Consider the following 26,214-nt stretch of genomic DNA (forward strand, 5'->3'; position numbering starts at 1 on the left):
GGGGGGTCCTCCGACCTACAGGGGTTGGTAGGGGTCGTGGCTCTCGTGCTCGTCGGCACCGTCGGCGTCGCGGGCGTCGGCGGCGCGGACGCGCGGCTCGCGCGACAGTTCGAGAGGTGGCGGGTGCTCGCTGGCGGAGTCGTCACGCGCGACAGGTCGCTCAGCCATGCATTGGCCTGCGGCTATGGATCATGCAGTCATGCTCGGCGGACGAGTGACCGCTCGCTATCCAGCGGATACGTCAATTTTCACGAAGCGTCGCCGAGGGTTTCCTCTTCTGCGAACACTCCGGCCTCCACCGCCTTGACCGCGAGCGCGGTCCGGGAGGTCACCTTCAGCTTGCGCATCGCCGCACGTAGCTGTTGATCCACCGTGGCCGGCGACTTGGCCAGGATCCGGCTGATCTCCCGGTTCGTCTTGCCGGCGACAACCAGTTGGACCACGTCGAGCTCCCGAGGTGAGAGCTGGTCGCCGTACCCTCGTCGGCCGCCGCGCCACAGTCGCGGGACCTCGGCGCCGTGTTCGCGAAGCCGCTGTGCGACACGGTCCGCATCGCCGCGGGCGCCGAGCCTGAACAGTTGCTCGTACTGCGCGGCCAGCAGCTGTCGGCCCTGCTCGATCTGGCCTTGCGCGATGAGCGCCTCGGCTTGACGCTCGCGGGCGAGCATGGCGTCGTAGGGACGCGGCAACGTGCTCCAGGCGCGTGCCGCCCGACCGTGGGCGGTCGCCGCGCGGGCGTGGTCTCCGGCTGCCGTCAGCAGCAGGGCACGGCATACGGCGAGCGCGGCGCGAGGCGCGGGCGCCGTACGGCCACGCAGTCCTCTGGCGAACTGGTCGCCCAGGCGTGTCGCGGCCTTCAGGTCGCCCGCGGCGAGGTGCGCCTCGATCCGGGCGGGGACGAGGTCCGTCGCCCAGACCCAGATGTCCTTTCTCCGGACCGTGTCGATCGGCTCGTTCGTGATCTGCAGCGCCCGGCCGCTGTTTCCGTCCGTCAGCCACAGTCTGGCCAGCGCGGCGGCGGCCTCCATCGTGTCGTCGGCCGCGCCGAGACGGGCAGACTCCTCGAGGACGAGCCGGAACTGCTCCTCCACGGCACGCCGCCGTCCGGCCGCGGCTGCCAACCGGGCCGCGAGGCGAATGCTGCCGAGGTAGTGCGCCGGCCGGTCCCGGTCGGCATCGGCGAGTGCCGCGCTTCGCTCCGCGAGACCCTCCCACCGGCCGGTCAGCCACGCCAGGTTGGCCTGTTCGAGGCGGACGTTGTGCTGCAACCGGGACGCCTGCTCGGCCTCGGCAAGGCCCATGGCCACGGCGAGGTGTTCCTCCGCGTCGGCGTACCGACCCCAGATCAGCGCGCCGGTGCCGACATTCGCGTGGATGCGGGCCACGTCGAGGCGCTCCGCCGAGCTGGCGCCGTCGACGGGCAGGTCGGCGACGACGTCCCAGGCCTCCTCTTCGCCGAGCATGAGCAGCGCCGCGGCTCGGTTGCCGGCCAGGTTCAGCCGCTCCGCGGGGGAATCGAATTCGGCGGCGAGCTCGGCGGCGCGATCCAGCCAGCGCCGATGGGTCGACGCCGGCCACGGTCCCGCATAGGCCCATCCGAGGTAGGTCATCGCCCGAGCCGCTTCGACCGGGTCGTGGTCGAGGTTGGCCACCGCCTGCTCCAGCTCGCTGAGTGCGGCCTGCGCCTCGCCTCCGGTGATCAGGAGCCGACCCAGGGGGTTGCGGATCTCGGCCTGCTGGCGGGCGGAGAGTCCGGGGGTCTCCAGGACCGAGCGCAAGGTACGGATCACGCGGTGGTGCACCTCGTCGACCGGTTCACGACGGCCCAGTGCGGCAACTCCGGCGATGCGCGCGACTCGTGCCCGGTCCGCCGGCGGCAACACAGCCCACGACAACAGATCGACCAGCAGGTCGACGGCCTTGGTGTGGTCACCCGAGGCCATGGCCAGCTCGGCGCCCTGCTCGGCGTACCGCGCCCAGGACTGCGTCTCACCCGCCTCGCGGAAGTGGCGGGCAAGGCGTGCGACAGGCGGCGGATGGACGTCCTCCAAGGCCCGGCCGGCCAGCAGGTGGAAGTGCCTGCGGTCGGTCAACGGGATCGCCTCGTAGACAGCCGTGGCGGCCAGCACATGCCGGAACCGCCACTGGCCGCGGTCGTTTCCGTCGAGGATGCCGGCATTGGCCGCCTCCGCGACCGCGCCCCGACACGCATCCGGTGACAGCGCGGCGGTCATCGCGATCGTGGTCACCGACGACCGCTCAGCCAACGTCGCCGCGGCTCGCAGCACCTGCTGCGCCGTCGGTGACAGCCTGCTTACGCGCTCCCGGGTGGAGTCGCGCACCGTCGGCGGCACCTGCAGCTCGCGCAGCTTCAGCCGGACCCATTGCCCGTCGCGAAAGACGAGGTCGGCACGGTCGCACATGAGGCGAACCGACTCCTCCAGCGCCAGCGGAACGCCACCGGTCCGCTCGTGCATGAACGTCGTGAACTCCTGCGATATCGGGTTGCCGTCCAGCATCGAGGACACCAGCGCTGCCGTGTCGTCGGGTCGCATCGGCGCCAGGGCGATCCTCAGCTGGGTCACGCCGGCGGGCAACCGGGACGTCAGCCGCAGCAACAGCGACCCGGCGTCCACCTCCTCCGGCCGATAGGAGATCACGAGGCTCGGCCCGTCCGACTGCTGTCGGGAGGTGACGAACAGCAGGAACTCCAAGGTCACCTCGTCGGCCCAGTGCGCGTCCTCGAGCACGAGAACGTCGACACGCAGAGCCCGCAGCAGCTCGTCCAGGGCGCGGAACAGGCGATGCCGTGCCGCCTTCGCATCGTCCAGGGGCGGCAGTGCGGGCGGCAGGTCCGCGGACCATTCAGGGAACAGTGGCCGTAACGCACCCGCAAGCTCGGTGAGCCGCAATCGGGACACCGGGCGGTCGATCCCACCGAACGCGTCGACGATCGGCCCCAACGTCAGCGACTCGCGAAGCGGTGGGCACACCGAGACCAGGGCGGTGTGCTGGTCCGGCGCGGCCAGCCACTCCCGCAGCAGTCGGCTCTTCCCGATCCCCGCCTCGCCCTCCACCAGCACGATCGCCGGTGGCCGGGCCAAGGCGCCCCGAAGCGCCGTCATCTCCCGATCACGACCCACGAAATGCGGCGTGGAAACCGTCGGTGACGTCCGGTCGTCCTCGGGCGAGGGGTCGAGCATGCGTGATGATCTCTCTTTTCGCTGCTCGGGCACAAGTACCGTCGCGGCGACTCGAGCCACGTACTGCGGGGAGGGCCGGGCTGCCTCGCCCGGCCCTCCCCGACCGAACTCAGTCGTTCCGCGCGGTCTCCGGGCCGGTGATCCGTCGCAGCAGCGGCAGCGTCGAGGCGACGATCCCCAGCGACACCGCCAGCCCACCGGCGACCATCAGGTAGAACGACCCGTCCGGCGCCAGCAGCGTGTAGCCGAGCTGCGCCCGCAGGAACAGGTGCGCCGCCAGGAACCCCATCCCGGTCGCCACCGCCGCGACGGCCAGCAGCGGCACCACCGTCTCCAGCGCCACCACCCGCCGCAGTGTCCGCAGCTGCACGCCGGTGAGCCGCAGCATGCTGAACGGCCGCTTCCGGTCGGTCAGCCCGCCGGCCACGCTCACCGCGAGGCTGCACCCGGCGATCGGCAGGCTGGCCAGCATGACCACGTTGGCCAGCTGCTGGAACTGCACCATCAGCCGGGCGGAGTCCGCCTCCCACTCGGCGGTGCTGGCCGGGAAGCGCAGCGCCGGGAACGCGTTGATCAGCATGGTCCGGGCCTGTTCGAACGCGGCGCGGTTGGCGGTGTTGACGACCACCGAACGGATCGGTTGCCGGTCGACCTGCGCCGGGTCCATGTGGGCGTCGGCCCAGACGTAGTGGTCGTTGGTCAGGTCCCACGCGCGCTCGCCGATGAGGTCGTCGGCCACGGCCGCGACCTGCGCGCCGGCGGGGCAGGAGCCGAACTCCGCGAGGCGGTCCAGCTCGGCGCACGTGATGACGCCCGGCCACCACCATCGGTAGGTGGGATTCTCCGTCCCGTTCACCTCGAGCGGTGGCGGTGTGTCGACGGGGTTCGCGCGGACCAGGGTCACGCTGCGTACCCCGGGGATCGTCGCGAGCCCGGCCGGGATCTGGTCCGCGGTCGGTGCGGGGCCCTCCTCGGGCATGAACCACGTCGACAGGGAGGTGGCGGCCACCGAGTCGGTGCGCGGCTCGCCCCGGTTGGCCACGTAGGTGGTGATGATGCCGGTGGCCACGCTGGTCACGAAGAGCGCCACGATCAGCCCGCTGACCGACCGGAAGGCCGCCCGGGGATTGTCCGCGAGACGCCGCCCGGCGATGAGGGTGGCCGGCCGGCTGGCCCGTCCGGCCAGCAGGCGGGCGCCGAGCATGGTCAGCCACGGCCCGGCCAGCAGCAGCCCGGTCAGGATCAGGAGAAACCCCGAGAGGTACGCGGTGAGCTGGCCGTTGGTGGTGGGGGGACGCCGGCCGATGAAGTACGTCAGCTCGACGAGCCCGGCGACCAGCGGGATCAGCCGCCAGGCCCGTGGCGGTTTCGGGGTGACCCGGCGCGCGACGCCCAGTGGGGAGATCTGCACCCGGCGCAGCGCCAGCCAGGCGGCCACGACGGCGCCGAGCGGGATGCCGAGCGCGACCGCCAGGACGTCGACGAGGGTCAGTGACAGGTCGGCGGTGAAGAAGCGCTCGCCGGTGAAGGGTATGGCGGCGAGCCCCGGGCGGAGCGCGAGGAACAGGCCGAACCCGACGGCCGTGCCCACCGCGGCCGCGAGCACCGATTCGACGGCGGAGATGACGGAGATCTGCCGGGGCGTGGCGCCGATCAGCCGCATCGCGGCGAAGCGCTGCTCCCGGCGGGTCGCGGCCAGCCGGGTGGCGGTGCCGATGAAGATGAGCACCGGGAAGAGCAGCGCGACCGCGACGATGGAAAGCACGAGGGCCATGCCGTCGTGGTTGATGCCGACGTAGCAGCCCCTGGAACAGACGCTCGGCGAGGTGGTCATGATCTGCGTGGCCTTGCGCGCCCCGAGGTGCTCCATGTCGCTCGGGGTCCGGCCGATCACGATCAGCAGCGAGTCGGGGGACGGCAGCGCCACCGGTCCGATGGTGCCGACCTGGTGGCCGGGGAACCGGTCGCCGAGCTGCGCGGCCGGGGTGGTGGCCAGCAATTCGCCGAGGGCGGGCGAGACGTAGTACTCGCCGGGACCCGGCAGGCGCGGTATGCCCGGCGGGACGGGCGAGTCCGGGCCGGTCGCCGCGACCTCGACCCGGCCGATCGAATCACCGTGGAAGTAGTCCTCCCGGATCAGCCACCACAGCGGGTCAACCGACGGGTCGGCGGCGGCCGGCGCGACGGCGGTGTTCAGCCAGGCGTACCGCTGGTTCTGCGCGTTGACCGCGTTCATGCCGGCGAGCGTGGCGAGCAGCATGCCGACGCCGAGCGCCACGGCGGTGGCGATGACGGCGAGCCGGATGGCGGCCTCGCGCCCGCCGGCCAGGGACAGTCGGACCGCGAACCGGATCATGCGGACACCAGCGCGTTCACCTTGCCGTCGCGCACGATGACCTGCCGGTCGGCATACGCGGCGACCCGAGCCTCGTGGGTGACCAGCACGACGGTGGTGCCCTGCTCGCGGGCCGAGGAGACCAGCAGGTCCATGACCTGCTCGCCGGTCAGCGAGTCGAGGGCCCCGGTCGGCTCGTCGGCGAACAGCGCCCCGGGCCGGGCGACCAGGCCGCGGGCCAGCGCGACGCGCTGCGCCTGCCCGCCGGAGAGCTCACCGGACCGGCGCCGCTCCAGCCCGCCCAGGCCGAGCCGCTCGAACCAGGGCCGTGCCTCCGTGAGCGCGGCGGCCCGCTTGACGCCGCGCAGCAGCAGCGGCAGCGCGACGTTCTCCTCCGCGGTCAGCTCTGGCACGAGCTGCCCGAACTGGAACACGAACCCGAACTCGTCGCGGCGCAGGACGCTGCGCCGGGTCTCGCTAAGGGTGTCGATCCGGCGGCCGTCATAGTGGATCTCGCCCTTGTCGGGCACCAGGATCCCGGCCAGGCAGTGCAGCAGGGTGGTCTTCCCGGAGCCGCTCGGGCCCATGATGGCGACAATCTCGCCCGGCTCCACCAGGACGCTGGCGCCGCGCAGCGCCGGGGTCTCGCCGAAGGACAGCGAGATGTCGCGCGCCTCGACGGCCTTCACTTCCGCACCGCCTTCGCGAGGGCGTCGAGCCGGGCGACCGTGGTGTCGATCCAGTGCAGGTCGGCCTCCAGGTGGAACAGGCCGTGATCGGCGAGCATGGCGTCGACCAGGGTGCCGGAGCGCTTGATGTCGGTGAGCTCCTTCATCCGCACCAGGTGGGCCGCGCGCTGGCGGTCGAGGTAGTCCTCCGCGGGGCGGCCGAGCATCAGCGCCAGCACCACCTTGGTGAACAGGACCGTCTGCAGGTTGGGCTCGGCCGCGACGGGCTCGGTCAGCCACGACTCGACCTCCGTGGCCCCGCGTTCGGTGATGACGTAGCGCTTGCGCTCGGGGCCCTCGCCCGGCTCGACCTCGCCGATCACGATCTTGCCGTCGCGGGCGAGCCGGCTCAGGGTCGCGTAGACCTGCCCGAACGGCAGTGGCTTGCCTCGGCTGAAGAAGGCGTCGTAGTCGCGCTTGAGGTCGTAGCCGTGGCTGGGCTCGCGTTCGAGCAGGCCAAGGAGGGTCATGGGAACGCTCATGCGGAGACTATAACCCGAGGGTATACCTTGCGTATATATCTTCGGCGTATGTCAGCGTGCGGTCCCGCTGTCGGCACCAGCAGCGGCGGGCTGTCCGGCCGCCGCCGACGGGGTCAGCGCGAAGTGGACGGTGCGGCCGGTCCGGGCCCTGCCCAGCCGGTGCGTCAGCGGCACGAGCACCCCGTGCAGCAGCGGATGCTTGCGGACCAGCGCCCGGCTGGCCGCCCGGTACTCCGCCCCGTCCAACCGCCGCGCCACCGCCTCGACCGCCGCCCCGGTCGGCTTGCCGAGCGCCGTCGACGGCGCCACGGTCACGCGCGGGTTGTTGCGGATCCGCCGGGTCTTCCAGGCCTTCTCGAAGCTGCGCACGTACGCCCGCTCCCCCGCCACCGCGATGCTTACGGCCGTCGGCACGGGCGTCCCGTCCCGCTTGAACGTCGTGAGCACCACCGTCTTCTGCCGCACCAGCGGCGCCCAGCCGGGCGCCGGGGCGGGGTCCACGTACCCGACCACCCAGCCGAGCTGCCGCAGCCGGGCCACCAGCGCGGCCAGGGCCAGCAGGGCCGACAGCCCGACCAGCCAGGTCTGGGCCGCGCTGCCGCCCAGGTCGGCGTCGACCACGTGCGACAGGGTGTGCGCCGCCGCGCCGACGACGTAGCCGGCCACGGCGACCGCCAGGGCGTCGGCCCAGATGAGCGCCAGCAGCAGGGTCGCCCCGATGCCGAGCTGGAACGCCCCGACGTCGTGCACGAAGTGCTCGTGCGGCGGGAAGTTCACCGCCGAGCTGAACGAGTCGGCCCAGGTCAGCGCCCAGACCCCGACGACCAGTGACGCCGCGCCGAGCAGGGCGGCCGTGCCACGTACCAGTGCTCTCATGTCAGTGGGACGGCCCGGCGCCCGGCGGTGTGACCGCCGGGCGCCGGGGCTGAAACGATGGGAAGGTGGTCAGGGTGCGATCCGGGCCCACACCGTGCCGAGGGACCACCGCATTGTCGACTTGCTGTTGATCTCCATGTCGTTGGTGATCGAGCCGTCGCTGCTGCGGGTGCCAGCACGGATGTGCACGGTCTGGCCCCGCTGGATCGGGCCGTTGCTGAACAGTCGCGCCGTGAAGGCACCGCCCTGCGCGAGGAACTCTCGGACGATGACGCCGGTGCGGTCGGTGTTCCAGTTGAAGCGGGACATCAGGGCGAACGACGGCGCGGTGACGTTGGGATGCAGGACATGCATCATCAGGAAGTTCTCCTGTGTGGTGGACGAGTCCGAGACGCCGAACTCGTCCACCACGCGAAGCTCGTGCAGCGCGCGGCCGCACCGTGCCTCGATGAAGATCTCCACGGCGCCCGTTGCCGGCGCCCGGAAGTTGAACCCGATCTGGGTGTCGACGACCGCCCAGCCGTTGTCGAAGTCGTCCGCGTCGTTGTTGTCCAGCGTGAGGTCGTGACCGGTCAGTCCGGTGAACCTGTCGAGGGCGTGCGCCCGTCCGATCCGGAAGCCGCCGAGGTTGTGCGGGTCGAAGCCCTGCTGGGTGCCGGGGTAGGGCGGACGGAACGGGGTCCAGGCGTGCGGGTCGTCCCGACTCCCGCCCTGATCCGGGGGTGTAGGCGCCTGGGCCTCGTGCAGCCACGAGGCGTATCCGCCGGTCGCCTCGGTGCGGGGCAGCAGCTCCTGCACCGCCGCCTTCGTCTCGGCGACGATGCGCTTCAGCTCCGTTTCGTCGACGCCCAGGCTGTCGAAGTACGCCTGGACGTTCGCCCTGCGCTGTGCGTCGAGGGCCTCGTAGTCGGCGTCCAAGCCGGCGGGCGGCTGGAGGAGGTCGCGGAATCTCACGCGTTCGCCGTGCATCCGCTTCCGCAGCGACAACCAGTTCTCCTCGCCGAGAAGGTCGCGGATGCGTTGATTGCCGCGCTCGACGGTGTCCGCCAGCCGCACGTCACGGATCTCGGCCGCACTGCGCCGGCGCCGGTCGTAGTCCTCGGCGACCTCCTCTGTCCGGCGACGATCCGCTTCCGGGACGTCGAGGTCGAAGGGCATGTGGTACTGGCTCGAGTACTGTCCCGCTAGCATTGCTCCCCCTGGTAGCGCCGCCGGGACGAACCGGCATAAAGCGGACATTGGGGACGACAGTAGCGGTGTTCCGGGCTGCTGGCGGCCAGAACCACAATTCCTGCCCGAGCAGCGGCCGGCACCGGTTCGCACCGGCACCGGCCGCCCCTGCTCAGCCCTCGTGCGGGCCCTCACTCACCCGCCGCACGTCCACCTCGACGTCGATGCCGCTCTCCACAAAGACGTCGACGAACCGCTTGCCCCACTCGACGGCCTCCTCCTTCGACCGGACCTCAATCAGCCCGAAGCCGGCGATGAGCTCCTTGGTCTCGGTGAACGGCCCGTCGGTGACGGTCTTTTTGCCCTTGGTGGCGGTGATCCGCGCCGACTCCTCGCTGCTCTTGCAGAGCCCCTCGGCGGCCACCAGGATGCCGGCCTTGGTCACCTCCTCGAAGTAGGCGCCCATCCGCTTCATGAACTCCGGCGACGGCTCGAAGTTGCCGGGAACGGCCTCGTCCAGCTTGTGCATCAGCATGTAGCGCATCTCAGTGCTTCCTCTCGGTGATCGTGTGCAGGGAAACCGCGGTGAGCCAACCGAAGACCAGGGCCGAGCCGAGCACCATCCGGACGCTCATGCTGTCCTGGTCCGGCCAGGCCATGACGACGACGGTCGCCGCGGCGACGAGGATCGACGACAGCGCCCCCGCCCGGCCGAAGCGGCGGGCGAAGACCAGGCAGGCGACGGTGAGCGCGCCGAAGGAGAGCATCGCCCCGACCCCGTGGCCGTAGGAGTGCCAGCTCATCGTGTCGGGGTTGCCCTCCGGCGCGCCGGCCGGCCAGCCCATGCTCGGGTCGGCGCGGAGCACCCCGGCGACGACGAGCCCGACGCCGAGCACCGCGACCAGCGCCGGCCCCCACGTCCCGGCGGGCCCGCCGCGCAGGGCCTGGCGGAAGCCGGCGGCACCGGCGAGGGCCAGCAGCCCGGAGACGACGAAGTTGGCGATCTGGATCCAGCCGTGCTCGCCGAGGGAGAGCAGGCTGAGCGGTTGCCGGCTCAGGTCGAAGCCGTCCCGGGTGAACGCCTGGGCGAGGCCCAGGCCGAGGAACAGCGGCCCGGCCGCGGCGCCCGCGGCCAGCAGGGTGGCGGTCGGGACACCCCGTGTGGTCCCGGCCCGGGTGAGCGTCATGCTGGTCATCTCGATCTCCTCGTCATCGGTTCTCACTGACGCGTCGATCGAGGTGGCCGGGATCCGACATGACTTCTCAAGATTTTTTACGAGCCGCACGCGGCGGCGCGGTCGAGCAGGAGCGCGCGCTCCCGGGCGTTGCCGGTCAGCGACGCCGCCCGCTCGAACTCCGCCCTGGCCTCCGGCAGCCTGCCGAGCTTGAACAGCAGGTCACCGATCACGCTCGGCAGCAGGTGGTAGCCGGCCAGCGCCGGCTCGGACTCCAGTTCCCGGGCCAGTTCCAGCCCGGCGGCGGGCCCGTCGGCCTGGGCGACGGCGACGGCCCGGTTCAGCTCCACCACGGGCGAGGGCACGAGCCGGGCCAGCTCCGCGTAGAGGGCCGCGATCCGCGCCCAGTCGGTCTCTTCGGGGGTACGCGCCCGCGCGTGGCAGGCGGCGATCTCGGCCTGGAGGGCGTACGGGCCGGGGCGCTCGGTGCGGGCCCTGTCGAGGGCGGCGAGGCCGCGCCGGATGAGCCACTGGTCCCAGCGGCCGCGGTCCTGGTCGTTGAGGAGGATCGGCGTGCCGTCGGGGCCGGTGCGGGCGCGGGTGCGGGACGCCTGGATCTCCAGCAGCGCGGCGAGGCCGTGCACCTCGGGTTCGTCGGGCATGAGCCCCTGGAGCAGCCGGACCAGGCGCAGCGCCTCCTGGCTGAGCGTCGGGCGCATCCAGTCGTCGCCGGCGGTGGCCGAGTAGCCCTCGTTGAAGATGAGGTAGACGACTTCGAGGACCGAGTCGAGGCGTTCGGCGCGCTCGGCCGGGCCGGGCACCTCGAAGGGGATCCGGGCGGTGGCGAGGGTCTGCTTGGCGCGGGTGATGCGCTGGCCGACGGTGGGTTCGGTGGTGAGGAACGCGCGGGCGATCTCGCCGGTGGTGAGGCCGCCGACCAGCCGCAGGGTGAGCGCGGCGCGGGCGATCGGCGAGAGGATCGGGTGGCAGGCCACGAAGATCAGCCGCAGCAGGTCGTCCTCGATGTGCTCGTCCAGGCCGGCGTCGAAGTCCGGGGTGACCTGCTCGTCGAGGTCGCGGCCGAGTTCGGCGAGCGTACGCTGCTGGGTCTGCCTGCGGCGCAGCGTGTCGACGGCCCGGCGCTTGCCGACGGTGGTCAGCCACGCCCCCGGGTTGGCCGGGACGCCGTCGCGCGGCCACTGTTCGAGGGCGGCCACGAGGGCGTCCTGGGCGAGCTCCTCGGCCAGGCCGACGTCACGGACCAGGGCCGCGATGCCGGCGACCACCCGGGCTGCCTCCATGCGCCACACCGCCTCGACGGTGCGCCGCGCGTCGGACTCTCCCACGGGCACATCACAGCAGGCCAGACCGACGTTCGCCAGCACCTGTGAGAGCGCGCACGACGGCGGAACGCCACGGCCCGCGCCCGGCGGCCGGGAAACGTCGTAGGCGGTTCGTAGCCTGGCGCGGTCACTGACGATCACTGGGAGGCCTTGTGCTCGACCACTTCTCCGTCATGGTGCGCGACCTGCCGGCCAGCGCCGCCTTCTACGACGCGGTGCTCGCCCCGCTGGGCGGCCGGCGGATCATGGAGCCCGGCCCGATCGGCTACGGCGTCGACAGCCCCGACTTCTGGCTGGTGCCCGCGCCCGCTGACGCCGGCGCGCCGCTGGAGGCCCACATCGCCTTCACCGCCCCGGACCGGGCCGCGGTGCGGGCGTTCCACGACGCCGCGGTGGCCGCCGGCGCCGAGGTGCTGCACGCGCCCCGGGTGTGGCCGGAATACCACCCGACCTACTTCGGGGCGTTCGTCCGCGACCCGGACGGCAACAACGTCGAGGCGGTCTGCCACCGGCCCGAGTGAGGCGTCGCGGCCGGACCGCCTCGCCGCCACCCGGTCCGGGTCGTTGAACCGGGCGGGGCCACGGGGGCCCGGGCGGGAGGCGGGATCCGGTGTTCGACGGCTTCGAGGTGCTGGACGTCGCCACCTCCGGCACGACCATTCACGGGCGCCGGGGTGGTGACGGGCCGCCGGTGCTGTTGCTGCACGGCATGCCCGAGACGCACCTCATGTGGCACCGGGTGGCGCCGCGGCTCGCGGAGCGGTTCACGGTGGTCGCCACCGACCTGCGGGGCTTCGGTGACAGCGGGGCGCCGCCGAGCGCGCCGGATCACGCCCCGTACAGCATGCGCCGGGTGGCCGCCGAGCAGGTGGAGGTCATGCGGCTGCTGGGCTACGAGCGGTTCGCCGTGGTGGGGCACGATCGTGGCGGGCGGTGCGCGTACCGGATGGCGTTGGACCATCCGGATGCGGTGACCCGCCTCGCGGTGCTCGACATCGTGCCCACCGCCGACGCGTACGACCGCGCCGACATGGCGTTCAGCCTGGGTTTCTGGCTGTGGTCGTTCCTGGCCGCGCCCGAGCCGGTGCCGGAGCGGCTGGTCGGGCGGGCGCCGGAGGTCATCGTCGATCACATGCTCGACGACCTGTCGGAGGTGCCGGGCGCCTTCCCCGCGGCGGTGCGGGCGGAGTACGTGGCGAAGCTCGGCCGGCCGGAGGCCATCCACGCGATCTGCGAGCAGTACCGGGCGGCGGCGACCCTGGACTACGAGCACGACCGGGCCGACCGTGGCCGGCGGCGGATCGGCTGCCCGGTGCTGGCGCTGTGGGGTCACGCCGGACCGGTGGCGACCTGGTACCGGCCCCTTGAGGTGTGGGGGGCCTGGGCCGATCAGGTCGAGGGCGGGCCGGTGGCGGCCGGGCACTTCCTGCCCGAGGAGGCGCCCGACGAGACGCTGCGGCACCTGCTGACGTTCCTTTCCTGACCGGGGGACGGGCACGATGGGTGGGTGGACATCGAGCCGGTCGACTGCGCGCCCGTGCGGTCGTTCCCGCGTGCGTGGCTGGGGCAGCGCTGGCGGGATCTCACCTTCCTGCACTGGGCGGTCGCGCCGGAGGTGGTCGCGCCGCTGCTGCCGGCCGGCACCCGGCCCGACACCCTCGACGGGCTCAGCTATGTCGGGCTGATCGGCTTCCGGATGGTCGGGCTGGGTTTCGGCCGGGGACCGGGCGTGCCGTACTTCGGGACGTTCTGGGAGACCAACGTCCGGCTCTACTCGGTCGACGGCACCGGGCGGCGGGCGGTGGTGTTCCGCTCGCTCGACGCGTCCCGGCTCGTGCCGGTGCTGGTGGCGCAGCTGAGCCTGCGGCTGCCGTACAAGTGGTCGGCCATGCGGCTGGAGCGGGACGGGGACCGCCTCACCTACCGCTGCCGGCGCCGCTGGCCCGGCCCGGCCGGCGCGTCGAGCCGGATGGAGGTCCGGGTCGGTGCGCCGATCGCCGACCCGACGCCGCTGGAGCACTTCCTCACCGCCCGCTGGGGCCTGCACACCCGGGCGTACGGGCACACCCTGCACCTGCCGAACTGGCATCCCCGGTGGCCGTTGCACCGGGCCGAGCTGCTGCACCTGGACGACGAGCTGGTCACCGCCGCCGGGTTGCCGCCGCCGGCCGGGCCGCCGGTGAGCGTCCTGCACTCCCCCGGCATCCCGGTCGTGTTCGGCGGTCCCGCGCGGCTGGGCTGAGGTCTCAGCGCAGCGGGTCGTGGGTGCCGCGCGGGACGTCGGGTCGGCAGCGGCGTACCCGGTCGGCGGCCAGCCGCCCGCCCACCGCGAGGCCGTACCTCTCCACGGCGGCCAGGCCGTAGGCGCTGCAGGTGGGGGCGTAGCGGCACTGCGCCGGCCAGCGGTGCGACAGCCAACGCCGGTAGCCGAGGATGGCGGCGCGGCCGGCGCGGTCCATGGCGGGCCGGCGCACCACACCGGCGGCGACCGAGCCGAGGGTCAGCAGCAGCGAGAAGAGGCCCAGGTCGCAGCAGCCGGGGCCGTCACAGTCCGGGAGGTCGCAGTTGCACCAGTCCCGGTCCTTCTTCTTGTGGCGTCGCTTCCGCATGATCACGGAGCCATGATGCGACACCCGCGCCAGCCGTCCGGGGCACGCCGAAGGTCAGGCGACCTCAGCGCCGGGCCAGCGCCAACACGCTCAGACCGAACATCAGGACACCCAGGGGGAGGTGGACCGACGGGACGTGCGCGATGCCCAGCACGACCTGGACCGAGGCGAGTACGAGGAATCCGGACGCGTGCCAGATCGGCCGGGGCGAGCCGCCGCCCGGCTTCCACGCCAGCACGGCCGCGAGCACGTACAGCATCGACGCCCCGTACATGACACGGGCGCCGACACTGTGCAGCGTCTCCCCGTAGGACGAGGTCAGCAGCAGTCCGGCGGAGATCGCCTGAATGAAGATGGTCAGGGTCTGCAGGGCGATCGCGAGCTGCACGAACGAGGAGCCGCGTGCTGGGTTCGCCGTCACCTGGGTGGCCATGTCACAGTCCCCTTTTCCGCCCTCGGGCAGTAGGTCGATAAGGTCTCACCAGCCCGACGACGTGGGGCGGCGAAAGGTAAGGCGAGGGAGCGGCCGGAAGCGTGGGGACTGTCGCGACCAGCGAAGTTGAGGTGGCCGGCGAGCGAGGCCAACTGATCAATGTGGCGTACCGGTTGCTCGGTTCGGTGACCGAGGCCGAGGACGCCGTGCAGGATGCCTACGCGCGCTGGTACGGGCTGCCGCGAAGCCGGCAGGAGGAGATCCGGTCCCCCGGCGCCTGGCTGACGACGGTGACCAGCCGCATCTGTCTGGATCTGCTCGGGTCGGCGCGGGCCCGCCGTGAACGCTATGTCGGCGCGTGGCTGCCCGAGCCGCTGCCCGACCGCACCGAGTGGGGCCAGGCGGGTGGGTCCGGCCCCACCGGCCGTGCGGATCCCGCCGACCAGATCGTTCTGGACGAGTCGGTGGACATGGCCTTCCTCGTCGTCCTGGAGACGATGACGCCCGCCGAGCGGGTGGCGTTCGTCCTGCACGAGGTCTTCCGGTATCCGTTCGCCGAGATCGCCGAGGTCCTCGGCCGGACACCGGGTGCCTGTAAGCAACTGGCGGCCTCCGCCCGGCGGCGGGTGAGCGTCGCGCGCGCTCCCGCGGCGGCGACCGACCAGGCCGACGTGGTGCGGCACGTCAAGAAGGCATGGGAGACAAAGGACATCGCCGCCCTCGTCGGCCTGCTCAACCCGGCTGCCGTCATGACGGCCGACGGCGGCGGCCTGGTCGGCACCGTCCTGCACCCGGTCGAGGGCGGCGCGCGCATCGCCCAGTACATGGTCGCGATCGCCGACCTGGCCCCGGGGCTCGAACTCCTGGAGCGGTCGGTCAACGGTGTGCCGGGCCTGGTGGCCCAGCGTGCCGGCGTCGTCGTGACCGTGGCCTCGTTCGACGTCGCCGACGGGCGCGTCACCCGGATCTGGGCGGTCCGCAACCCGGAGAAGCTGCGGCCGTGGGCGCGGGAGGCCTAGGAGCTGTGGATCCGGTGCGTCAGGCGGCCGCGGCGGCCCGGGCCAGGCAGGCCGGCACGTCGTCGCGGTGGTAGGGGTGCTCGCTCGGCTCGATGCCGGCGAGGAACATCGCGTACACGGCGGCCAGCCGCAGCTCGGCGACCGGGCGGAGCAGCTCGACGGCGCGCTGCGGGTCGCTGCCCGGCACGTCGGCCCGCCAGCGCGCCGCCCACGCGTCGCGCAGCCGGCCGGCGACGGGCGGGTCGAGCGTCTCGGTGAGGCGCAGGATGTCGAAGGCGGGATGGCCGACGAATGAGTCGCCCCAGTCGATGACGGTCCGCCGGGTGCCGTCGCCGCGCACGTTGCCGGGGTGCAGGTCGCCGTGGACGAGGGTGTCGGGCAGGCCGCAGTCGCGGACCTGGTCGAGCCGGTCGTCGAGGCCCGCGAGCAGGTCGGCGGCCACGGTCTGGTCGTGCGGGGCCAGCCGGTCGCGGATCCAGCCGGCCAGCGCCGGCCCGCGCAGATCGGGTACGCCGGCCGCCACCAGCGCGGCGGCCTCGCCGGCGGCGCGGAGCTGGACGGCGTGGTGCGCGGCGGCGACGGCGGCCCGCTCGGCCTCGCCGGCGTCGTAGCGGTCCTCGCCGGGCACGTGGTCGAGCAGCATCCGGCCGGTGTCGTCGGCGGCGAGCAGGGTGGGGCCGGTCGTGGGGGCGGCGGTGCCGAGCCAGCGCAGCACGGCCGCCTCGTGCCGGAAGAACGGGGGCACCTGCTTGAGCCAGGCGCTGCCGGCCGGGCCGTCGAGCCGCCAGATCGCCGACAGGTTCCAGGTGCGTTGCTGCGCCACGGCGGTCACCGGCCGGCCGAGCCGGCACAGCTCCCCGGTGGCCCAGGCGATGCTGCGGGCCGGGCCGCCGGGCTCGGCGTACGGGGCGCGCAGCGGGTGCGGCGCGAGGTCCACCGGTGCCGGGGCCAGGGGTACGGCGGGCGGCTCAGTGACCTGGCCCAGGTAGGTGACGTGGCCGCCGGGCGGCGCGGGGCGGTCACCGGTGAGCAGCCGCAGCACAGCCACGCCGACGCCGTACCGGCGTCGGGCCTCGTCGACGATCGAGCCGACCTGCTGCCACCAGGGCTCCGGCACGTCGTACGGGGGCAGGGCGCCGAGCGGCCGGCCGTCGGCGTCGACCAGGACCAGGGTCACGGTGCGGGACACGGGCCGGACGCTAGCCGCGCACCCCTGCGGGGCGCGAGCGGTTAATCCGGGGGCCCGGTGGGGGGTCGGCCCGGATGTTCCCGGCCGAACCTGAGACGAGGCTGAGAGCCATGACCCTCACCGATTCCCGGACGCGTCCCGCCTACCTCTGGTTGCGGCCGGTGGCCGTGACCGCGTCGCTGCTGCTCCTCGGCTACGGCCTGCTGCGCCTGATCGACCGCCTGGACGGTCACAGCGACAAGGGCGCGTGGGCGTGGAACACCGGGCACACCCTGTTCCTGCTCGGCATCCTCGGCTTCGCCGTGCTGGCCGTCGGTCTGCACGGCGTGCTGCGTACCCGCTCGACCCGCCTCCGGGCGGTGGACGACGTGGCGGCGCTGGCCGCCCTGGTCGGCTCGGCCGCGTTCATCTGGGTGATCCTCGGCGACCTGTTCCCGCGCTTCGCCGACGCGGTGCAGACGCCGGACCTGGTTCTGCTCGGCGGGCCGGCGCTGTTCGAGGTGGGCCTGCTGGTGCTGCTGTACCGGGCCGCCGCGGCGCGGCTGCTGCCGGTGTGGGCGCCGGTGCTGGTGCTGGTCGGGTTCGTGGCGATCGCCGTGAACCTGGACCTGCTGCCGGTCGGCGCGGCCCTGGTCCTCGCCGGCCTGCTCCCGCTGCGTCCGTCGGCCCCCGCGCCGCGCCTCGGATAGGTCCGGCCTGGACGGTCAGGTCCAGAAGGTCCGGCGGAAGCCCTGGTTGCCGGCGCACGCGTCGCGCCGCCCGCCGGTCAGGCTGACGGTGCCGTCGCGGCACTGCACCAGCCAGCCGCGGCCGGACCAGAAGCCGGGCACGCAGTCGAACCAGTCGCAGACCGCCCGGGCCGGCTTGCGGATGCGGGAGCCGCCGCAGAAGTCGTACCCGTAGGGGTTGGCCGGGGCACCGCAGCGGCGTTCGGCGGCCGGCCGCGGCGTGGCGCTCCGGGCCGGCGGCGCGGCCGGCGCGGGCCGGGTGCGCTGCGGCCCGGGGCTGGGCTTGACCTGGACGGCGGGGGCCACCGGCGGGGGCGCCGGGCTGGCGGTGGCCTCCGGGGTGGCCGCGGCGGCCATGTCCGACCCGGGGCGCACCGGCGGGTCGGACTCGAAGAGCATCGCCGGCACGATCAGGGCGAGGGCCACGCCGACCGCGACGGTCCGCCGGCCACCGGGGAGCAGCGCGGAGACCCGGGCCTGGGCCGGCGTGAGCACGGCCGGCCGGGTGGGCCGCACCGCCTCGTGTTCCGCGATCAGCTCGTCGAGCTGGGCGACGACCGCGGCGCGCTGCTCGATGGCGTCGGCGAAGGCCAGGGTGAGCTTGAACCGGAAGTCGGCCACCGCGCCGGTGGGCAGCAGCAGACCGGAGGTACGCCGCCGGTCGAGCACCTGGATCAGCGTGACCGGCGCCCCCGGGTCGTGGGACAGCCCGGTCATCCGCCCGTACGTCCAGTCGCGCCGGCCCCGCCCGCCGAGCAGGACGAGGCGCCGGTTGGTGAGCACGGCGAGGCCGGCGTCGGCGACCTTGACGCCTTCGGGGCGGCGCGGGCGCAGCATCGGCGGTTCCGGGTCGACGGTCAGCTCGGGGGCCGGCAGCACGGCGGTGTGCCGCACCTCGACGAGCTGCGCGGCCGGCAGCGTCCAGAAGACCACCTCGCCGGGGCCCAGCTCCATGGGCAGGCCGTCGCCGGCCTCGGTGGAGCCGTGGAAGGACCCGGCGAGGGCACGCAGCCGCCGCAGCTCGTCGTCACGGCGCCGCCACGCCTCGTCGGCCGCGCGGAAAACCCGCTGCCGCCGGTCGTTCTGCCGGTGCGCCCACCGGTAACGCCATGTGGAACCCGTCGAATCAGTCATCGCCACGCCGACTCCTCCGCCGCGCGAGCCCACCAATCGGGGTGTCATTCATGTCAACTGCGGCGCGGGGGTGCCAAGACACGCACAAGTCGCCAAATTGACCGAAAGGGTGATTGCGCGACACGGAAGGCGGAATGTTCCGCGTCCCGTGGCCGCGCCCCGGGCGGCGCCGCTTCGCCGTGCGAGGGGGTCGGTGCGTCGGTAACGTCAGCCGCAGGGCGGGACGCGCCGCGACCCCCGGCACGCGAGGGAGGTGCACCGGTGGGCGACCCGGCCGTCGTGGTGGGGGTGGACATCGGCACCACCAGCACCAAGGCGGTCGCGTACGACACCGGTGGCCGGCAGCTCGCCACCCACTCGATCGCCTATCCCCTGGAAGAGCCGCAACCGGGGTACGCCGAGCAGGACCCGGCACGGATCTTCGACGCGGTGGTCGGGTCGATCCGGGCGGTGGTCGAGGAGCTGCGCGTGCCGGTCGCCGGGCTGTCGTTCAGCACCGCCATGCACAGCCTCATCGGGCTGGACGCCGACGGCACCCCGCTCACCCCTTCGGTGACCTGGGCCGACTCGCGGGCCAGCGCGCAGGCCGAGCGGTTGCGCGCCGTACCCTCCGGGCTGGCCATCCACCGCCGCACCGGCACGCCGGTGCACCCGATGGCGCCGCTGCCCAAGCTGGTCTGGTTCGCCGAGCAGCAACCGAAGCTGCACGAGCGGGTCGCGCACTGGGTGAGCATCAAGGACTACGTGCTGCTGCGGCTGGCCGAGGCGCTGGTCACCGACCACTCGGTCGCCTCCGCCACCGGGCTCATGGACATCCACCGGCTGGCCTGGGACGCCGAGGCGCTGCGCATCGCCGGGATCACCGAGGAGCAGCTTCCCCAGCTCGTCCCCACCACCCACGTGCTGCCCGGCCTGACCGCCGCGGCGGCGAGGGCCACCGGACTGCCCGCGAACACCCCGCTCGTGGTGGGCGCCGGCGACGGGCCGCTGGCGAACCTGGGGATCGGCGCGGTGCATCCCGGCGAGGTGGCCTGCTCGATCGGCACCAGCGGCGCCATGCGGGTGATGGTGGAACGGCCCGGCGTCGACCCGCTCGGCGGCGTCTTCTGCTACGCCCTGACCGAGCACCGCTGGGTGGTCGGCGGGGCGATCAACAACGGCGGGATCGTCCTTCAGTGGGCCAACGAGGCGCTCGCCCCCGAGCTGGGTGAGCGCGCCGAGGAGGAGCTGCTCGACCTGGCCGCCCGGGCGCCGGTCGGCTCCGGCGGGCTGATCATGCTGCCGTACCTGCTCAGCGAGCGCGCGCCGCACTGGAGCGCGCTGCCCCGCGGCGCGTACGTCGGGCTGACCCACGGGCACGGCCGGGCGCACCTGGTGCGGGCCGCGCTGGAGGGGGTCTGCCAGCAGCTCGCCCTGGTCCTCGCCTCGGTCCGGGCAGCCGGCAACGAGGTACGCGAGGTCCGCGCCAGCGGCGGCTTCGCCCGCAGCCCACTGTGGCGGCAGATCCTCGCCGACGCGCTCGGCATGCCGGTGCGCTTCCCGGCCGGGCACGAGGGTTCGAGCTTCGGCGCGGCCCTGCTCGGCATGCAGGCGCTCGGCCTGATCGAGTCGATCGAGGTGGCCGCCGACCTGGTCCGGATCGAGGAGACGGTCCGCCCGGACCCCGCCTCCGCCGCCACGTACGCGGCCCTGCTGCCGCTCTTCTCCGAGCTTTACGACGCGCTCGTGCCGACGTTCGCGTCGCTGCGGCGGTTGGCCCCGAGCCTGCCGCCGGAGCCACCACCCACCGCTCCTCCCCAGTGATCGCCCGTCCCGGAGGCACGGACGACTACCGAAGGTCGTGATTGCCGTGGTCACACTGCTCGCCGCACCGGCGGAACCCCTCACGAACGCCGGTGACACCCAGCTCGTCATCGCCGCCCTGCTCGGCATCGCCGCCGTGGTGGTGCTCATCGCCTGGGGCAAGGTGCACCCGTTCCTGGCGCTGATCCTCGGCGCGGCCGTGCTCGGGGTGGTCGCCGGGGTCAGCGCCGACAAGATCGTCACCTCGTTCAGCGGCGGGGTGGGCTCCACCGTCGGCGGCGTCGGCCTGCTCATCGCCCTCGGCGCGATGATCGGCGGCCTCCTCGCCGAGTCCGGCGGCGCGGACAGCATCGTGGAACGGGTGGTCGGTCGGGTCTCCGGCGGCGCGCTGCCGTGGGCCATGGCCGGGGTGGCCGCGCTGATCGGGCTGCCGCTCTTCTTCGAGGTCGGCGTCGTGCTGCTGGTGCCGATCGTGCTGCTGGTCTCCCGCCGGGTCGACGTGCCGCTTATCAAGATCGGCATCCCGGCGCTGGCCGGCCTGTCGGTGCTGCACGGCCTCGTGCCGCCGCACCCCGGCCCGCTGGTCGCGATCGACGCGCTCGGCGCCAACCTCGGCCAGACCCTGGCCCTGGGCCTGCTGGTGGCGATCCCCACGGTGATCATCGCCGGGCCGGTCTTCGGCAACTTCATCGCCCGCTACGTGCCGGCCACCGCCCCGGAGGCGCTGCTGCCCACCCGGCAGCCGCTCGCCGCCGGCGGGGAACGGCGGCCGACCCGCCCCGGCGAGGGCCGCCTCGACGCCGACGGCGACCTGGTCACCGAGGACGACCTGGTCAACCCGGGCACCGGCCGCCCCGGCGCGCCGATCGACGAGCCGGTGGGCCGGCGCTCCCGCCGCGAACCGGCGCTCTGGGCCGCCGTGGTCACCGTGCTGCTGCCCGTCGTGCTGATGCTGCTGCGCGCGATCGGCGAGCTGACCCTGGCCGAGGACACCGGCGGCCGGAAGGCGCTCGACATCGTGGGCACCCCGATCGTCGCGCTGCTGGCCGGCGTCATCTTCGCGATGATCTTCCTGGGCTACCGGACGGGATTCAGCCGCAGCCAGGTCTCCGGTTTCCTGGGCGGCTCGCTGCCGCCGATCGCCGGCATCCTGCTGATCGTCGCCGCCGGCGGCGGTTTCAAGCAGGTCCTGGTCGACGCGGGCGTCGGCAACCTGGTCGCGAACGCCGCCGAGGGCGCGAACCTGTCGCCGCTGCTGCTGGGCTGGCTGGTCGCGGTCGGCATCCGGGTGGCCACCGGCTCGGCCACCGTCGCCACCATCACGGCCGCCGGCATCGTCTCGCCGCTCGCGGCCACCCTGCAGGGCCCCGAGGTGGCACTGCTGGCGCTGGCGATCGGCTGCGGGTCGCTGTTCTTCTCGCACGTCAACGACGCCGGCTTCTGGCTGGTGAAGGAGTACTTCGGGTTGACCGTCGGGCAGACCATCAAGACCTGGTCGGTGATGGAGACGATCATCTCGGTGGTCGGCTTCGCCGGCGTCCTCCTGCTCGATCTGGTGCTGTAGCGGCCGCGTGCCGCGCGGGCGCCCGACCCGGCCGGTCGGGCGCCCGCGTCACGGTGCCTCGACGCCGGAGATGCGGAACCGGTGCACCTCGGCGCCGAGGATCATCGCGGCCTGCTCCCCGTCCGGCCCGGAGCCGCGGAAGTCGAGCAGTTGCTCGTCGGACTCCCACCGCTCGTAGACGTTGATCCGGCCCGGCTCGACCAGGTCCGCGCTCACCGCGAAGTCCACGCAACCCGGCGCCGAGCGGGCCGCCCGGACGACGTCCGTGCAGGAGGCCAGGTAGGCGTCCCGCTGGGCCGGGTCGACGTAGAGGGTGCCGGCGACGATGAACACATGACCTCCCGAGGCTGAACCGTCCGGCCCATCCTGGCACCCGGGGCGGATCAGGCCCGGCTGATCGCGTTGGCGTGGATCGCCTCGTTCAGGTACGCGGCCAGCCCCGGCCGGATCCTCTCGAAGTACGCGGTGAACCGCGGGTCGGCCACGTACATGTCCGCGAGGCCGGTGTGGATCTCGTACGAGCAGTCGTAGAACCACCGGCTGATGAGCTGCCGGTGCTCCTCGGCCAGCGCCATGGCCTCCGGCGAGTCGGCCGGCGCGCCCGACGCCATCAGCTCGGTGATCCGCCGCCCCCACTCCTCGTTCTCGGCCTTGTTGCGCAGCCAGTCGTCCTTGGCGTAGCGGGCCGTCCGCTCGGTCGACTGCCGGTACGCGTCGGTGCCGCCCCAGCGCCGCTCGGCCTCCTCGGCGTGCTCGTCCGGGTCGAAGTCCCCGAACACCTCGAACCGCTCCTCCGGGGTGAGCTGGATGTCCAATTTTCTCGCCTCCATCGCGAGTTCGATCGCCGCGACCATGTCCCGCAACTTCCCGATCCGCCCGCTCAGCAGCTCGTGCTGCCGGCGCAGGTGCGGCAGCGGGTCGCCGCCCGGGTCGTCGAGGATCTCGGCGATCTCCTCCAACGGGAACCCCAGCTCCCGGTAGGCCCGGATCAGCTGCAGCCGTTCCAGGTCCGCGTCGTCGTAGCGGCGGTAGCCCGCCGCGGTGCGGCCGCCCGGCGAGAGCAGCCCGATCTCGTCGTAGTGGTGCAGCGTCCGGACCGTCACCCGGGCCGCCCGCGCCACCTGACCCACCGTGTACGCCATGGTTCCTCCCTTCCGCGACCAAGGCTCCCGCCTCCCGTTGCGTGAGGGTCAAGCCCGATTCTGCGGCCCGCACGGCCCGCCCGGCGCGAAACGGCGATCGCCCCCGGCCTCCCCCGAGGGGGACGGGAGGCCGGGGGCGATCGGGGACCGGGTCAGGTGGTGACCCGCTCCTTCTCGGGGGCGGCGAACGTCTCGCTGGACGGGGTCCGGAAGGCGTGCACCAAGCCGGCGACCGAGAGCAGCAGGAGCAGCGCCGCGCCGAGGTACATGGCCAGGGCGCCCTGCCCGGCCTTGCGGCCGAACTCGCTGAACCCGTACGAGGTGAGCAGCAGGCCGCGCAGGGTCTCGCCCTTGAACACGGTCTCCCGCTGGGCGGTGACGTCGGCGAGCTGCTTCTGCAGGTCGGCCAGGTTGGCGGCGTTGGCCTGCTCGGCCTGGGCCACCTGCTCGCGCAGCGCGGTCTGCGGCGCGCCCAGGTCGGCGTACGTCTTGCCGCCGCCGATCGACTTCAGGTGCAGGCCGATGTACTCATTTGCGTAGCACTCGGCCTGCTTGCCGGTGGTGAGCTGCTTGCCGGCGTACTCGCGCAGGCAGTCCGACTTCTTCTCCTCGTCGCTCAGCTTGTCGGCGGGGGTGAAGCTGATGTGCTGGGCGGCGAGCTGGTCGTGCACGTAGCGGTTGGCGAAGTTCGCGTTGGTCGTCAGGACGACGCCGACGACGAGCAGCAGGACCGCGAGGCCCAGCCCACCGATGCTGAACAACAGGTCGAGTGTCCGTCGCTTCATGTCTGAACTCCTGTATGGATGGTGTCCGTCGGTTGCTGACACCATCGTGGCGGTGGACCGGGCACCGTCAGCAGGGCCGAATCCCCTGTCCTGCCCGGGACCTTCGACCCGCCGCCGGCCGGGCCGGTCAGCGGGCCGCGTCGACCGGGGTGAGCGCGTGGAGCAGCTCGGGCAGGGCGACCGGGCGGCCGTAGCGCCAGCCCTGGCCGTGCAGGCAGCCGATCGCGGTCACCGCGGCGTGCTGGCCGCCGGTCTCCACGCCCTCGGCCACGACGGCCAGGTCGAACGCGCCGGCCAGCCGGTTGACCATCTCCACCGTGGCGTACGCCCGCGCGTCGTCGGCGTCGAGGCGGGCCACGAAGGACCGGTCGATCTTCAGCTCGGTGGCCGGGATCCGGTGCAGGTAGCTCAGCGACGAGTAGCCGGTGCCGAAGTCGTCGATGGCGATGCCGATCCCGAGGTCGCGGAGCTGGGTCAGCCGGTCGAGCACCGCCTCGCTCCCCTCGATGAGCGCCGACTCGGTGAGTTCCAGGGTGAGGGCGCGGGGTGGCAGGCCGGCCACGCCCACCGCCTCGGTGACCGTGGCGATCAGGTCGGGCCGGCGCAGGTGGGCGGCGGCGATGTTGACCGCCACGGTGACCTCGGGAGAGTGCTCGCGCCAGGTGGCCGCCGCCCGGCACGCCTCGTGGATGACCCACCGGTCGATCGCGATGATCAGCCCGGTCTCCTCGGCCAGCGGCAGGAACCGCGCCGGGGTGAGCACCCCGAGCCGGGGGTGCCGCCAGCGGACCAGCGCCTCGGCGCTGCGTACCGCGCAGGTGGACAGGTCGACGATGGGCTGGAACTCCATCAACAGCTGCCCCTCGTCGACCGCGCGGCGCAGGTCGGCGATCAGCTCGGCCCGGGTCACCGCCGACTCCCGCAGCTGCGGGGTACAGGTCCGGTACGCGGACTTGCCGGCCGCCTTCGCCGCGTACATGGCGATGTCGGCGTCGCGGAGCAGGTCGGTGTGGGAGGTGTGCTGCGGGCCGTACTCGGCGATGCCGATGCTGGCCGAGGGGTGCACGCCCAGGTCCTCCTCGCCGGGCAGGGGTTCGAGGGCGGCGAGGAGCCGGACGGCGAGCCGCTCGGGCGGCACCGGCCGGTCCCCGGCGACCAGCACGGCGAACTCGTCGCCGCCGAGCCGCGCGATCATCCCGTCGGAGCCGGTCGCGTCCCCCATCCGCTCGGCGATGGTGCTCAGCAGCCGGTCACCGGCGGCGTGCCCGAAGCGGTCGTTGACCTGCTTGAACCCGTCCAGGTCGAGGAGCAGCACGGCGACCGGGCCGCCGTCGCGCAGGGCGCGGCGCAGCCGCCGGGTGAAGGTGAGCCGGTTGGGCAGGCCGGTGAGCTGGTCGGAGTACGCGAGCCGGCGCAGCCGGGCCACCAGCCGCAGGTTCTCGTTGGCGGCCAGCCCCTGGCGCAGCGCGAGCACCCCGAGCAGCGTCATCATGCCGAGGAAGATCAGGTGCGGGGTCTGGCCGGTGGGCCGGCGGGAGAGCACCACGGCGACGATCGCGCCGCCCACGGGCAGGTAGGGCAGGGCGACCCGCCACCAGGGCGGCAGCGGCGAGTCGCCGGTGTCCTCCTCCTCGGGGCAGGAGGGCGGGTGCGGGTACCGGGTGGCGAGGCCCATGAGCAGGTAGCTCAGCGGCCAGCAGACGTCGATCGGGTGGCCGGGGGCGTAGCTGCCGTGCGCGACGAGGGAGACGTAGACGGCGTCGGCGACGGCCCGGGTGGCCAGGCCGACCCCGATCACGGTGAGCGCCCGCCACATCGGGCGGGGTGGCCCGGCGACCGCCACCAGGATGGTGAGCTGCATCAGGTCGAGCATCGGGTAGAGCAGCCCGAAGGTGCGCAGCGGATCGGCCAGGTCGGCGGCGGCGAGGTCGCGGAACACGACCACCCAGCCGATCGGGATGAGGGCCAGCCCGACGATCACCCCGTCGAGCAGGGTGCGGGCCTGCCCGACCAGGTTGCGCGGGGCCGCCACGGAGCAGAGCAGCGCGGCGGTGCCGGTGACGATGCCGGCGGTGAACAGCCCGCCGACGAGCGGGGTGTGCGGCAGGTCGTGCCCGCCCAGCCGTTCGACCGTCCACACGGTCCGGCCGAGCGCCGCGAGGACCATGGTGGCCGCGAGCAGCGTCCAGAACCGGCGCAGCGGGGCCGGGTGCCGCCGGGCGACGCCGACGCAGGCCACCGCCGCCCAGCTCGCCAGCGTCACCGCGCCGAGGTCGCTGACCAGGGCCCCGCCCGGCAGGCCGGCGACCAGCCACACCGCTTCCCCGAGTACGACGAGGGAGGCCGCGACGAGCCCGACACGGCCGGAGAGCGGGCGACGGGCCGGCGCCACGGCGGCGAGGCTCACGTGCTGCTGCGGTACAACGATTCGCTCCGGCTCTCTCTCGGGGCGTGCACCCTCGTCGATGACGACCGGTTGCGGACGGCGAACGGCGC

The 26,214-nt window shown here is 73.4% G+C and carries 25 protein-coding genes; 7 read left to right on the top strand and 18 right to left on the bottom strand.

The annotated features are described in order from the left end of the window. Positions 1 to 15: 15 nt before the first annotated feature. From ABZ452_RS02305 to ABZ452_RS02350, 10 genes are all read right to left on the bottom strand, one after another. Complete coding sequence (locus ABZ452_RS02305) at positions 16 to 168, bottom strand: hypothetical protein (protein WP_357938053.1); 153 nt, start codon at positions 166 to 168, stop codon at positions 16 to 18. An 80-nt stretch (positions 169 to 248) separates the two neighbouring features. Then, entirely contained in the window at positions 249 to 3,203 is a 2,955-nt protein-coding gene (locus ABZ452_RS02310; RefSeq protein ID WP_357938056.1) for an AAA family ATPase, read from the bottom strand. A gap of 109 nt (positions 3,204 to 3,312) precedes the next feature. Next, a complete protein-coding gene (locus ABZ452_RS02315) occupies positions 3,313 to 5,559 on the bottom strand; it encodes an ABC transporter permease (protein ID WP_357938059.1) in 2,247 nt (748 codons plus the stop codon). Next, the gene (locus ABZ452_RS02320; protein ID WP_357938062.1) at positions 5,556 to 6,227 is read right to left on the bottom strand and encodes an ABC transporter ATP-binding protein; all 672 of its coding nucleotides are present in this window, start codon (positions 6,225 to 6,227) and stop codon (positions 5,556 to 5,558) included. The genes ABZ452_RS02315 and ABZ452_RS02320 overlap by 4 nt, the downstream gene beginning before the upstream one ends. Then, positions 6,224 to 6,748 carry a PadR family transcriptional regulator gene (locus tag ABZ452_RS02325; protein ID WP_091313259.1) on the bottom strand — a complete coding sequence of 175 codons (525 nt, stop codon included), beginning with the start codon at positions 6,746 to 6,748 and terminating at the stop codon, positions 6,224 to 6,226. The genes ABZ452_RS02320 and ABZ452_RS02325 overlap by 4 nt, the downstream gene beginning before the upstream one ends. Before the next feature lie 51 nt (positions 6,749 to 6,799). Beyond that, the gene (locus ABZ452_RS02330) at positions 6,800 to 7,624 is read right to left on the bottom strand and encodes a PPOX class F420-dependent oxidoreductase (RefSeq protein ID WP_357938065.1); all 825 of its coding nucleotides are present in this window, start codon (positions 7,622 to 7,624) and stop codon (positions 6,800 to 6,802) included. Positions 7,625 to 7,693: 69 nt separating this feature from the next. After that, positions 7,694 to 8,782, bottom strand: coding sequence for a hypothetical protein (locus ABZ452_RS02335; RefSeq protein ID WP_357938068.1), 1,089 nt, complete (start codon positions 8,780 to 8,782; stop codon positions 7,694 to 7,696). Positions 8,783 to 8,966: 184 nt separating this feature from the next. Further along, positions 8,967 to 9,338, bottom strand: coding sequence for a YciI family protein (locus ABZ452_RS02340; protein ID WP_357938071.1), 372 nt, complete (start codon positions 9,336 to 9,338; stop codon positions 8,967 to 8,969). A 1-nt stretch (position 9,339) separates the two neighbouring features. Continuing rightward, positions 9,340 to 9,990, bottom strand: coding sequence for a DUF998 domain-containing protein (locus ABZ452_RS02345; RefSeq protein ID WP_357938074.1), 651 nt, complete (start codon positions 9,988 to 9,990; stop codon positions 9,340 to 9,342). A 77-nt stretch (positions 9,991 to 10,067) separates the two neighbouring features. Further along, a complete protein-coding gene (locus ABZ452_RS02350) occupies positions 10,068 to 11,315 on the bottom strand; it encodes an RNA polymerase sigma factor (RefSeq protein WP_357938076.1) in 1,248 nt (415 codons plus the stop codon). A gap of 149 nt (positions 11,316 to 11,464) precedes the next feature. Here ABZ452_RS02350 and ABZ452_RS02355 point away from each other — a divergent pair, with 149 nt between their 5' ends. The 3 genes from ABZ452_RS02355 (at position 11,465) to ABZ452_RS02365 (ending at position 13,554) form a co-directional block, all read left to right on the top strand. Further along, complete coding sequence (locus ABZ452_RS02355) at positions 11,465 to 11,833, top strand: VOC family protein (RefSeq protein ID WP_357938078.1); 369 nt, start codon at positions 11,465 to 11,467, stop codon at positions 11,831 to 11,833. Positions 11,834 to 11,922: 89 nt separating this feature from the next. Next, positions 11,923 to 12,795, top strand: coding sequence for an alpha/beta hydrolase (locus ABZ452_RS02360; RefSeq protein ID WP_357938080.1), 873 nt, complete (start codon positions 11,923 to 11,925; stop codon positions 12,793 to 12,795). A gap of 24 nt (positions 12,796 to 12,819) precedes the next feature. Then, positions 12,820 to 13,554 (top strand): DUF2071 domain-containing protein, encoded by a 735-nt coding sequence (locus ABZ452_RS02365; protein ID WP_357938082.1) that lies wholly within the window; start codon positions 12,820 to 12,822, stop codon positions 13,552 to 13,554. 4 nt (positions 13,555 to 13,558) lie between these two features. On the opposite strand, the gene yidD is transcribed toward ABZ452_RS02365, so the two are convergent. After that, positions 13,559 to 13,921, bottom strand: coding sequence for a membrane protein insertion efficiency factor YidD (gene yidD, locus ABZ452_RS02370; protein ID WP_357938179.1), 363 nt, complete (start codon positions 13,919 to 13,921; stop codon positions 13,559 to 13,561). A gap of 64 nt (positions 13,922 to 13,985) precedes the next feature. Next, positions 13,986 to 14,354 carry a hypothetical protein gene (locus ABZ452_RS02375; protein WP_357938084.1) on the bottom strand — a complete coding sequence of 123 codons (369 nt, stop codon included), beginning with the start codon at positions 14,352 to 14,354 and terminating at the stop codon, positions 13,986 to 13,988. Positions 14,355 to 14,455: 101 nt separating this feature from the next. Between ABZ452_RS02375 and sigJ the strand changes: the two genes are divergently transcribed. Then, positions 14,456 to 15,373 (top strand): RNA polymerase sigma factor SigJ, encoded by a 918-nt coding sequence (gene sigJ / locus ABZ452_RS02380; RefSeq protein WP_357938086.1) that lies wholly within the window; start codon positions 14,456 to 14,458, stop codon positions 15,371 to 15,373. Between the two features lie 19 nt (positions 15,374 to 15,392). On the opposite strand, the gene ABZ452_RS02385 is transcribed toward sigJ, so the two are convergent. Continuing rightward, on the bottom strand, positions 15,393 to 16,562 hold the full coding sequence (locus tag ABZ452_RS02385) for an aminoglycoside phosphotransferase family protein (protein ID WP_357938088.1): 1,170 nt from the start codon (positions 16,560 to 16,562) through the stop codon (positions 15,393 to 15,395). 110 nt (positions 16,563 to 16,672) lie between these two features. Here ABZ452_RS02385 and ABZ452_RS02390 point away from each other — a divergent pair, with 110 nt between their 5' ends. Then, positions 16,673 to 17,251, top strand: coding sequence for a hypothetical protein (locus ABZ452_RS02390; RefSeq protein ID WP_357938090.1), 579 nt, complete (start codon positions 16,673 to 16,675; stop codon positions 17,249 to 17,251). A 15-nt stretch (positions 17,252 to 17,266) separates the two neighbouring features. On the opposite strand, the gene ABZ452_RS02395 is transcribed toward ABZ452_RS02390, so the two are convergent. After that, the gene (locus ABZ452_RS02395) at positions 17,267 to 18,430 is read right to left on the bottom strand and encodes a hypothetical protein (protein ID WP_357938092.1); all 1,164 of its coding nucleotides are present in this window, start codon (positions 18,428 to 18,430) and stop codon (positions 17,267 to 17,269) included. Positions 18,431 to 18,685: 255 nt separating this feature from the next. On the opposite strand from ABZ452_RS02395, the gene ABZ452_RS02400 reads away from it, so the two are divergent. Continuing rightward, entirely contained in the window at positions 18,686 to 20,227 is a 1,542-nt protein-coding gene (locus tag ABZ452_RS02400; RefSeq protein WP_357938094.1) for a gluconokinase, read from the top strand. Between the two features lie 46 nt (positions 20,228 to 20,273). Next, positions 20,274 to 21,791 (top strand): SLC13 family permease, encoded by a 1,518-nt coding sequence (locus ABZ452_RS02405; RefSeq protein ID WP_357938096.1) that lies wholly within the window; start codon positions 20,274 to 20,276, stop codon positions 21,789 to 21,791. Between the two features lie 48 nt (positions 21,792 to 21,839). Here ABZ452_RS02405 and ABZ452_RS02410 read toward each other — a convergent pair whose 3' ends face one another. The 4 genes from ABZ452_RS02410 to ABZ452_RS02425 form a co-directional block, all read right to left on the bottom strand. Then, positions 21,840 to 22,124 carry an antibiotic biosynthesis monooxygenase family protein gene (locus ABZ452_RS02410; RefSeq protein WP_357938098.1) on the bottom strand — a complete coding sequence of 95 codons (285 nt, stop codon included), beginning with the start codon at positions 22,122 to 22,124 and terminating at the stop codon, positions 21,840 to 21,842. Positions 22,125 to 22,174: 50 nt separating this feature from the next. Then, the gene (locus ABZ452_RS02415; RefSeq protein WP_357938100.1) at positions 22,175 to 22,933 is read right to left on the bottom strand and encodes a MerR family transcriptional regulator; all 759 of its coding nucleotides are present in this window, start codon (positions 22,931 to 22,933) and stop codon (positions 22,175 to 22,177) included. Positions 22,934 to 23,085: 152 nt separating this feature from the next. Next, on the bottom strand, positions 23,086 to 23,718 hold the full coding sequence (locus ABZ452_RS02420) for a hypothetical protein (RefSeq protein ID WP_357938102.1): 633 nt from the start codon (positions 23,716 to 23,718) through the stop codon (positions 23,086 to 23,088). A 127-nt stretch (positions 23,719 to 23,845) separates the two neighbouring features. Beyond that, positions 23,846 to 26,125, bottom strand: coding sequence for an EAL domain-containing protein (locus tag ABZ452_RS02425; protein WP_357938104.1), 2,280 nt, complete (start codon positions 26,123 to 26,125; stop codon positions 23,846 to 23,848). Positions 26,126 to 26,214 lie beyond the last annotated feature (89 nt).

This window comes from Micromonospora sp. NPDC005707, assembly GCF_040631005.1.
Lineage (GTDB): Bacteria > Actinomycetota > Actinomycetes > Mycobacteriales > Micromonosporaceae > Micromonospora.